This is a genomic window from Aurantiacibacter luteus (assembly GCF_001010945.1).
GTDB classification, from domain to species: Bacteria; Pseudomonadota; Alphaproteobacteria; order Sphingomonadales; family Sphingomonadaceae; genus Alteraurantiacibacter; species Alteraurantiacibacter luteus.
The window spans coordinates 206,015-214,310 of the sequence record NZ_LBHB01000003.1; the positions used below are offsets into that span (position 1 = coordinate 206,015).

At 66.2% G+C, this 8,296-nt stretch carries 9 protein-coding genes and 1 tRNA gene; 6 read left to right on the forward strand and 4 right to left on the reverse strand.

The window, feature by feature from the left end:
• Nucleotides 1–74 precede the first annotated feature (74 nt).
• Nucleotides 75–1,133: a sensor histidine kinase gene (locus AAW00_RS12705; RefSeq protein ID WP_047004804.1), complete on the forward strand. Its 1,059-nt coding sequence runs from the start codon at nt 75–77 to the stop codon at nt 1,131–1,133.
• On the opposite strand, the gene AAW00_RS12710 is transcribed toward AAW00_RS12705, so the two are convergent.
• Nucleotides 1,130–2,245 (reverse strand): NAD(P)-dependent alcohol dehydrogenase, encoded by a 1,116-nt coding sequence (locus AAW00_RS12710; RefSeq protein ID WP_047004805.1) that lies wholly within the window; start codon nt 2,243–2,245, stop codon nt 1,130–1,132. The genes AAW00_RS12705 and AAW00_RS12710 overlap by 4 nt on opposite strands.
• 150 nt (nt 2,246–2,395) lie before the next feature.
• On the opposite strand from AAW00_RS12710, the gene AAW00_RS12715 reads away from it, so the two are divergent.
• Nucleotides 2,396–3,079 (forward strand): spermidine synthase family protein, encoded by a 684-nt coding sequence (locus AAW00_RS12715; protein WP_047004806.1) that lies wholly within the window; start codon nt 2,396–2,398, stop codon nt 3,077–3,079.
• Between the two features lie 10 nt (nt 3,080–3,089).
• On the opposite strand, the gene AAW00_RS12720 is transcribed toward AAW00_RS12715, so the two are convergent.
• On the reverse strand, nt 3,090–3,608 hold the full coding sequence (locus tag AAW00_RS12720) for a DUF1993 domain-containing protein (RefSeq protein WP_047004807.1): 519 nt from the start codon (nt 3,606–3,608) through the stop codon (nt 3,090–3,092).
• 309 nt (nt 3,609–3,917) lie between these two features.
• Between AAW00_RS12720 and AAW00_RS14345 the strand changes: the two genes are divergently transcribed.
• Entirely contained in the window at nt 3,918–4,682 is a 765-nt protein-coding gene (locus tag AAW00_RS14345; protein ID WP_156170072.1) for a helix-turn-helix transcriptional regulator, read from the forward strand.
• A 259-nt stretch (nt 4,683–4,941) separates the two neighbouring features.
• Here AAW00_RS14345 and AAW00_RS12730 read toward each other — a convergent pair whose 3' ends face one another.
• Nucleotides 4,942–5,661: a GcrA family cell cycle regulator gene (locus AAW00_RS12730; protein ID WP_047004808.1), complete on the reverse strand. Its 720-nt coding sequence runs from the start codon at nt 5,659–5,661 to the stop codon at nt 4,942–4,944.
• A gap of 74 nt (nt 5,662–5,735) precedes the next feature.
• Between AAW00_RS12730 and AAW00_RS12735 the strand changes: the two genes are divergently transcribed.
• Entirely contained in the window at nt 5,736–6,596 is an 861-nt protein-coding gene (locus AAW00_RS12735) for an ABC transporter permease (RefSeq protein ID WP_047004809.1), read from the forward strand.
• Here the strand turns inward: AAW00_RS12735 and hspQ are convergent.
• The gene (gene hspQ / locus AAW00_RS12740; RefSeq protein ID WP_047004810.1) at nt 6,593–6,973 is read right to left on the reverse strand and encodes a heat shock protein HspQ; all 381 of its coding nucleotides are present in this window, start codon (nt 6,971–6,973) and stop codon (nt 6,593–6,595) included. The genes AAW00_RS12735 and hspQ overlap by 4 nt on opposite strands.
• Nucleotides 6,974–7,141: 168 nt before the next feature.
• On the opposite strand from hspQ, the gene AAW00_RS12745 reads away from it, so the two are divergent.
• Nucleotides 7,142–7,231: transfer RNA gene (locus AAW00_RS12745), tRNA-Ser, on the forward strand.
• Nucleotides 7,232–7,391: 160 nt separating this feature from the next.
• Nucleotides 7,392–8,296: tyrosine-type recombinase/integrase (locus AAW00_RS12750; RefSeq protein WP_047004811.1), on the forward strand; the 905-nt coding region annotated here is incomplete at its 3' end.

The window sequence follows — 8,296 nt, forward strand, 5'->3', positions numbered from 1 at the left end:
ACTGGAACGGGGCCGCGCGGGATATGTCTCGCGCGGCCCCTTTCGCATTTCCCGAGAATTGCTAGCGCAAGACCATGACACAGACCCGCCGGCCCTTCCTCGAAAGCCTGCCGCTGCTGGCGGACCGTCCGCTGCTGGCCCATGCGCTGGCCGTGCTGGCAGCCGTTGCCGGTCTCCTCGCGCGGTGGGCGGTGGACGACTCGCTGCCGCCGGGTTTTCCCTACCTCACCTTCTTTCCCGCGGTCATTATCGTCGCCTTCTTTCTCGGCGCGCGGCCGGGTATCCTGGCGGCGCTGCTCTCGGGCCTGCTGGCCTGGTATTATTTCATCAACCCGATCGAGAGCTTCGCGCTGCCGTATCAGGCCGCCGTCGCGCTGCTTTTCTATCTCTTCATCGTGACGGTCGACATCACGCTGGTGCACTGGATGCAGCGTGCCAATCGCCAGTTGGCAGCCGAGCGGCGGCGCAGCGAGGGGTTGGCCGAGACCCGCGCCATGCTGTTCGAGGAACTGCAGCACCGGGTGGGCAACAACCTGCAGATGATGTCCTCCATCCTCAACCTGCAACAGCGCACGCTGGCTGACGAACAGGGCAAGGCTGCCCTTGCCGAAGCCTCACGCCGGCTGGGCGTAGTCGGGCGGCTGCAGCGCACGCTCTACAACGCCGACGGCGCGCAACTTTCGCTCGCCAGCTACATCGACCGCATCGTGCGGGAATCGCTGGAGGCTAGTGGACGTACCGACATCGAGTACCGCTTCGATGCGCAGGTGACCGACGTGCTCGACAGCAAGGATGCCGTGCCCACGGCGCTGATCGTGTCCGAGGCGATCAGCAACGCGCTGGAACACGGGTACCCGGCGGGCGAGGGCGGGGTGCTGGAGGTGACGGTGGTACCGAACGACGAACTCGGCGCCTACATCATCTGCATCCAGGACGAGGGGCGCGGCCTGCCTGAAGGTTTCGCGCTGGAGACGTCGCAAAGCCTGGGCCTAAGGATTGCGTCGAGCCTCGCAAGGGGCGCGCACGGCGAGTTCACACTGGCCAATCGGCAGGACGGCAAGGGCGCCATCGCCCGCCTCGTCATCCCGCGAAAGGATCGCGGTGAACGAGACGGGCAAAGGCGGGGCGACTAGCCGACCACTTCGCCGCGTATCGGATCGTCGACCGTCTCGGCCTTTTCGGCGGCCGAGGTGTCGGATCGCAGGCTGTCCATGTCGATCACGTGGCGGAAGCGCACGTCTTCCTTCTGCATCCGCTCGAACGCCTCGTCGATCTGGTCCATGCGGATCAGTTCGATCTCGGGCCGGACGTCGTGCTTGGCGCACAGTTCCAGCACCTCCTGCGTATCCGCGATGCCCCCGATCAGCGAGCCGGTCAGGCCGATATGCTCGAACACCATGGTGGCCGTGTCGAGATCGTCGAAGCCGAGGAAATTGCCGACCACGGCGATCTGGCTCTTCGACTTCATCAGCGGCAGATAGGGATTGAGGTCGTGCTTGTAGGGGATGGTGTTGATCATCAGGTCGATGGTCTTGGCGTTGGCCTCCATCGCGTCCTTGTCGTTCACGTCGATGACGAGGTCCGCGCCGAGCTTCTCGATGTCGTCGGTCTTCTCGGGGCTGGTGGTAATGGCGACGACCCGCGCGCTTAGCGCCTTGCCGAGCTGCACCGCCATGTGACCCAGACCGCCGATGCCGGCGACGCCCAGCGTCTGGCCTTCCTTCAGGCCGAAGTACTTCATCGGCTGGTAAGTCGTAATACCGGCGCACACGATCGGGCCCACGTGGGTGCTCTGGATCGCGTCGGGCACGGTCAGGGCGAATTCCTCGCGTACCACGATGCCGGTTGAATAGCCGCCGTAGGTATTGGTGCCGTCGGGCTTCTTGGGGCCGTTGTAGGTGAGCGTGCAGCTCTTGGGCCCGGTGCAATACTGCTCGTCCCCGGCCTTGCACTGCTCGCACTGCTGGCAGGAGTTGACCATGCAGCCCACAGCCGCACGGTCGCCCACGGCAAAGCGCGTCACGCCGTCGCCGACGGCGACGACCTTACCCACGATCTCGTGACCCGGAATGCACGGCCAGACGGTGTTGTCCCAGTCGTCGCGGGCCTGGTGGAGATCGGAATGGCACACGCCGCAGTGGGAGATCTCGATGGCGATCTCGCCGGCGCGGGCATCGGCGCGGGTGAATTTCAGGGGGGAAAGATGTGCGCTGGCCTTCTTCGTGCCGTAGCCGATAACGTCCATGGGTAGCTCCGTAACTTGCTGGAATGGTGATGCCTTACCAAGCCGCTCGCGCACCGCTGGTTCCGCATCGCGCTTAATAGCTCGGGGCAGACCGGTGGCGGGCGGCGGCAAAAGGCGCTAGGCGGCGCGCAAGTCCCCCGGAGAACCCCGATGTTGCCCCGCGAAGAACTGGCCAGTGCCCACATCCCCGGCGGCGACACGCTGACGCTGATCGCCCACGGGCGCGACCATGTCATCATGCTCGGCCGCGACGAGCTGATGGGCACGCGGATGCAGTTTTCGGAGGAACAGCTCGCCCGGCTGACGCTGGAGCGACTGGACCGGCCGAGCCCGCGCGTGCTGATCGGCGGTTACGGCATGGGCTTCACCTATCGCGCCGCGCTCGAGGCCCTGCCTCCGGGCGGCAGCGTGACCGTGGCCGAGGTGGTGCCGGACATTCTCGATTGGGCGCAGGGCCCGCTCGCGCATCTGACCGGCGAGACGCTGGCCGATCCGCGCGGGGAGGTCGTCATCGCCGATGTCGCCGCGCTGGTGGACGACGCGGTCGACGGCACCACGCCGCCCTACGATGCCATCCTGATGGACGTCGACAACGGGCCGGACGGGATCGTGCGCGACGGCAACGAACGGCTCTACACCCGCACCGGCATTGCCCGCATGCGCGACGCGCTGACCGTGGGCGGTCTGCTGGCGATCTGGTCTGCGGCGGACGATCACAAGTTCACGCGCCGGCTGATGGATGCAGGGCTGCAGGTCAACGTCGAGACGGTCCGCGCCCGCCCCAACAACAAGGGCCCGCGCCACACCATCTGGTTCGCGCGCCGCGTGCGCTAGGCGCGCCTAGTCAGCTGCGGTTGAAGCGCATCGGTCCGAGGAAGTCGCGCTTGCCCACCTCGATGCCGAGGTGCCGCAGGATGCCGTAGGCGGTCGACGCGTGGAAATAGAAGTTCGGCTGGCTGAAACTCAGCAGGAAGTTCTCGCTGTTGAAGGGCAGGTCGATACCCGCCTTCTGCATGACGAAACGCGTCTCGCCCCCGATGAAGCTATCGATTTCGCCCTTGCTGAGCGCGCGCAGGGTGTTCTCCGCCGCGCCAAGGTTGAGGCGCATCTGTTCGAGCGACATGGCGAACTCGCCCATGTCAGGATTGAACTGGCCTTTGCGCACCCCCTCGATCGCGCCGACCGAATGCACCACCATGCTCTTCACCTGGTAAGCGAAAGGCAGCATGTCCTGGGCCAGCCTGGCTGCGGCCAGTTCCTCCTCCGAAATGCCGCTGGCCTTGGCCTTTTCCACCCACGCCTGCCCGGCGTTGAGGACCTGGATGAAGGAGGGAATGATGGCTTCGTAGAGCGAGAATGACATTGCGACGGGTTTCCTGTGCAGGTCTAGGCGGGGGGGATGCCCCTGCCTGCCAGTCGGGGCACGGATGTTCAAGGCCATCGCTCATCCCGCGCAACCGCTCGGCGCGGTCGCTCCGGCGGCGGTGTTCGCAATCGATCGCCATGTCCTGACTCGCAGCGAATCCTAAGCGATTGCCGGGAATGATGATTTGCCTGGCGACTTGTCCTGTGGCCGTAGCGGTGGCAAAATAGCCGCGCGGCCAGTTGCCGAATTCGGGCGAAAGGCCGGTATGCAGGGGCGCGCGGCAGGGTCGCCGTGGACGAAACGGACATGGCTGAAAAGCAGGCCATGATGGCAGCCTTGGGCGCAATCCGCGCCGCGCCCGATGTCGTGCCGTTGCGGGCTGCAGTCATGAAGGCGCTCGCGCTGCACGGGATCGAGGCCTGCTTCTTCCTCGCACCCCTGGTGGACAATCCGCGCGTCGGCCGCATCGTTACCAACATGGGGGTCTCGCGCATTTGGGAGCGGCAATATCGCACGCGCCTGCGCCTCATCGATCCCTTGCCCCGGCTGGCGATGGCACGCGTCTCGGCGTTTGTCTGGCTGTGGGATATCGAACTTGCCGCGCTTGACCCGGCGGAGCGTCGATACCTGCAGATCGCCGCGAGGCACGGCATGGCACGCGGCATCGGCTCGGTGTGCTACGGGCCGAACGGGCGAGCGGGGTTTCTCGGCGCGATCTGGCCGAGGAAGGAAAATCCTTCGGACGAGGTGGTGCTGTCGGTGCAGCAGATCGGGCAGGTTTCGTTCCAGCGCTATTGCCGGATAGTGCGCGAGGAATTTGCCGTGGAGCCGCTCTCGAACCGCGAGCTGGAGGTGTTGGATTGGATGTGCCGGGGCAAGAGCAATCCGGTCATCGCACTAATCCTCGGCGTCTCCCGTTCGACAGTGGACACGTATGTGCGGAGGATCTTTGCCAAGTTCGACGTGACCGACCGGGTCGCAGCCTGCATGCGCGCGCACTCGCTGGGCCTGACGGTCACCGACGAGGTAGAGCGCCGTATCGCCCGTGGCGAGGCACGGGACCGAGATTGACCCGCAAAAAGCCAAAACAAAGCGATTGCGTGACATGACCGTCTGCCCTCGCGCGGTTAGGGGCCCGGCCAAGACGCCGCCGCCCTTCGGGTCGCAACCGTGGTTCGGCCGCGCGTCCGGACGCTTCGGGCACCTTGCCGGAAATGTCGAAGGCCTCCAGGCAAGGGACCGCGCGCGGATCGAGCCCCCCTCGACCCCGCCATTCGGTCTCTGCCGGAGGCCTTCTCTTTTTTCTAGGCCAGGGAGGCGTGATCGCGCCCTATCGCACCCGCGGCCCGCCGAACGGCAGGGGCGGAGGGGGACGGCGCGCGCCGCGCGGCAGCTGCGCCTGATAGGCCCGCCCGCAATGCTCGACGCAATAGGGAAAACCGGGGTTCACCCGCTCGCCGCAGAAGTGGAAGTCGGGCTCGCCCGGATGGCCCATCGGCCAGCGGCAGACGCGGTCGTTGAGGTCGAGCAGGCTGGTCTTGCCGGCGATCTCCGGGCTCGGCTTGGCCGGCACGAGACGACGCGGCGGCGCGGGCGGGATCGGCGCCTGCTGGTCGCCCGGACCCTGCCGCAGGAAACCGCCGGGGCCATAGCTGACGATCTTGGGCAGGTCCTCGCGCTTGTCGGGCAGCGGCTGGCTCTGGTTGACCGGCGTGACGGAGGGCGAGGCGGCCGGGGCCGGCGCGGCTTCCGCCGCAGGACGTTCGGGAGCGGGATCCTTGGCGGGCGCGGGCGCGGGCGCGGGCTTGGGCGGCGCGGGCTTGCGCGCGGCGACGGCGGGCGCGGGGGCAGGAGCCTTCTTCTTGGGCGCCGCCTTCTTCTCCTCCTTGGCCTTCACCGGGCTCGGCCGTGCCTTCAGGCCAAGGCGGTGCGCCTTGCCGATCACGGCATTGCGCGAAACGCCGCCCAGCGTGTCGGCGATCTGGCTGGCGGTCGAACCGCTCTCCCACATCTTGGTCAGCGTGGCGATCCGCTCTTCGGTCCAGCTCATAGGTGCGTCATGTCCATTCGTTGTCTTGCAAGGGCCGCTTGCATGGCAGGGCGGCCCCCGATAGGCGAGCGCGCATGACAGGACAAGCGAGTGTGCCGCCGCGCGCGTTCCCGCCCAAGGGAGAGCCGCAGATTACCGGGTTTAACCGGGTGGGTCTGTGGAGCCTCTATATTAAGGAGTGCCGCCGCTTTCTCAAGGTGCAGACGCAGACCGTCTGGGCCCCCGCCGTCACCACGCTGCTGTTCCTGGTGATCTTCACCGTCGCGCTGGGCGGCGCGGGCGGGCGCGGCGGGCGCGAGGTGCTGGGCGTGCCCTTCGGCACCTTCGTCGCGCCGGGCCTCATCATGATGGGCATGATGCAGAACGCCTTTGCCAATTCCAGCTTCAGCCTGCTGGCGGGCAAGATGCAGGGGACCATCATCGACCTGCTGATGCCGCCCTTGTCGGAAGCCGAGCTGATGATCGCGATCGTGGGCGCGGCAATCACCCGGGCGGTGATGGTGGGCGGCGCCGTGGCGCTGGCGATGGCGCTCTATCCCGGCGTGTCGGTGGCGGTGACGCATCCGTGGGCGGTGGTGTGGTTCGGCCTGATGGGGGCGACCATGCTGGCCATCTTCGGCCTGCTGGCGAGCATCTGGGCCGAGAAGTTCGACCACAACGCGGCCATCACCAACTTCGTCGTCGCGCCTCTCAGCCTTCTGTCGGGAACGTTCTACGTCATCTCCAACCTGTCGGAGCCGTTTCAGGCGATCAGCCGCGCCAACCCGTTCTTCTACATGATCAGCGGCTTTCGCTACGGCTTCCTGGGCGTGAGCGACATTGGCAACGACAATGCCCACGTGCTCGTCGCAGCGGCGGGGGTGGGGGTGCTGAACCTGGTGCTGGGCCTCGTGACCTACCGCGTTCTTAAGAGCGGCTGGAAGATCAAGAGCTAGTGCGTCAGGCTGCGGCGCAGGCGATAGCGCCCGCCGCGGAAGTCCTCGAACAATTGGCTCACCTGCGGGTGATCCACGGGCTCGTCCCCCGCATCCATTAGCAGGTTCTGCTGGCTGACGTAGGCGACGTAGCTGCTGTCCTCGTTCTCGGCGAGAAGGTGATAGAAGGGCTGGTCGCGATCGGGGCGCTGGCCTTCCGGTATCGCCTCGTACCATTCTTCGGAATTGGCGTAGACGGGGTCGATATCGAACACGACACCGCGAAAATCGTGGCGCTTGTGCCGGACGACATCGCCGATGGCGAAACGCGCACGCGAGCGGCGCGGTGCCTCGATCATGCGGCCCGCCTGACCCGAGAAGAAGTGGGTGCGATCCATATCCGGGGAATATAGGGAGGCCGCGCCGCGTCACAAGCGGGACCAAAGGCCAATCACCGGAAATCGCCCGGGTGCCGCGTCAGGGGGACTTGGCAAGCGCCATGCCATCGGCTAACCGCGCGCTTCCCCTCGACCGGGCATGCATCCCTGCTGTGGCAGGACCTCTGCGGAGAGGTGGCAGAGTGGTCGAATGCGCCGCACTCGAAATGCGGTTTACGGGCAACCGTAACGTGGGTTCGAATCCCACCCTCTCCGCCACTATCCTGTTTCCACAGATCTGTGAACAGTCAGAAAGCGCGAGAAAGCTTGCGTTTTGCGCCGTCTGGCGTCCATCCTCGTGCCTTCGCACTCACCCATTGCTCCGGCGAAGTCGGGGTAAATTGGGGGTAAGCTTCGAGGTGGTTTGGGGGTAAAGCAGATGCTGACGGACAAGGCGGTCAAGGCGGCCGCGGCGAGGGACAAGGCCTACAAGATCGCAGACCGGCAGGGGCTGTTCCTGCATGTCTCGCCCAAGGCCCACAAGACCTGGCGCTACAAGTTTCGATTCGATGGGAAGGAGCAGGCGCTCGGCCTCGGTACCTATCCGGACGTCTCCCTTGCCGCCGCTCGCGAGGCACGGGACGATGCGCGCAAGATCCTGCGTTCGGGTCGTGATCCCCGCATGGACAAGGCGCGACGCAAGCTGGTGGGCGGGCGGGACGAGCGACAAACTTTCGAGACTGTCGCGCGCGACTGGTACGAGCAGCAGTTGCCTCGCTGGAAGCCGGTCCACGCGAACGACGTGATCACCAGCCTGGAGCGTGACGTTTTCCCGCACATCGGTGCGTTGGAACTGGGCGAAATCGACGAGCCGGTGCTCCTTGCCGTGCTGAGGAAGGTCGAGGCGCGCGGCGCCATCGAGACCGCCCGCCGGTTGAAGCAACGGGTCGGAACGGTGTTCGTCTATGCCCGCGGGCTCGGCATCAAGGTCGAGAACCCGGCGGTCGCTGTCGGCGCAGCACTCAAGCCCGTGCCACCCGCGAAGCGTTACCCGGCGCTCATCAAGGTCGATGGCGTGCGGCAGTTGATGCACGACGTCGATCGTGCGGGAGCGTCACCAGTCACGCGCCTGGCTGCCCGCGTCCTTGCCCTCACGGCGCAGCGGCCTGGCATGGTACGTCGCATGACCTGGAAGCAGTTGAGCGGGATCGACTGGAAGGACGCCTCGGCCTCCTCACCCGAGGCGCTGTGGACCATACCCGCGGACGAGATGAAGCTGGAGCTGCACCTGCGCGACGACGAAGCTTTCGAGCATTGCGTACCGCTTGCGCCCGAGGCGGTCGC

What these genes read in the sequence shown, in the direction of transcription:
- AAW00_RS12730 (WP_047004808.1), bottom strand. Translation starts at nt 5,661, where the DNA reads ATGAGCTGGACCGAAGAGCGGATCGCCACGCTGACCAAGATGTGGGAG.
- AAW00_RS12715 (WP_047004806.1), top strand. Translation starts at nt 2,396, where the DNA reads ATGTTGCCCCGCGAAGAACTGGCCAGTGCCCACATCCCCGGCGGCGAC.
- AAW00_RS12720 (WP_047004807.1), bottom strand. Translation starts at nt 3,608, where the DNA reads ATGTCATTCTCGCTCTACGAAGCCATCATTCCCTCCTTCATCCAGGTC.
- AAW00_RS14345 (WP_156170072.1), top strand. Translation starts at nt 3,918, where the DNA reads ATGGCTGAAAAGCAGGCCATGATGGCAGCCTTGGGCGCAATCCGCGCC.
- hspQ (WP_047004810.1), bottom strand. Translation starts at nt 6,973, where the DNA reads ATGGATCGCACCCACTTCTTCTCGGGTCAGGCGGGCCGCATGATCGAG.
- AAW00_RS12705 (WP_047004804.1), top strand. Translation starts at nt 75, where the DNA reads ATGACACAGACCCGCCGGCCCTTCCTCGAAAGCCTGCCGCTGCTGGCG.
- AAW00_RS12735 (WP_047004809.1), top strand. Translation starts at nt 5,736, where the DNA reads ATGACAGGACAAGCGAGTGTGCCGCCGCGCGCGTTCCCGCCCAAGGGA.
- AAW00_RS12710 (WP_047004805.1), bottom strand. Translation starts at nt 2,245, where the DNA reads ATGGACGTTATCGGCTACGGCACGAAGAAGGCCAGCGCACATCTTTCC.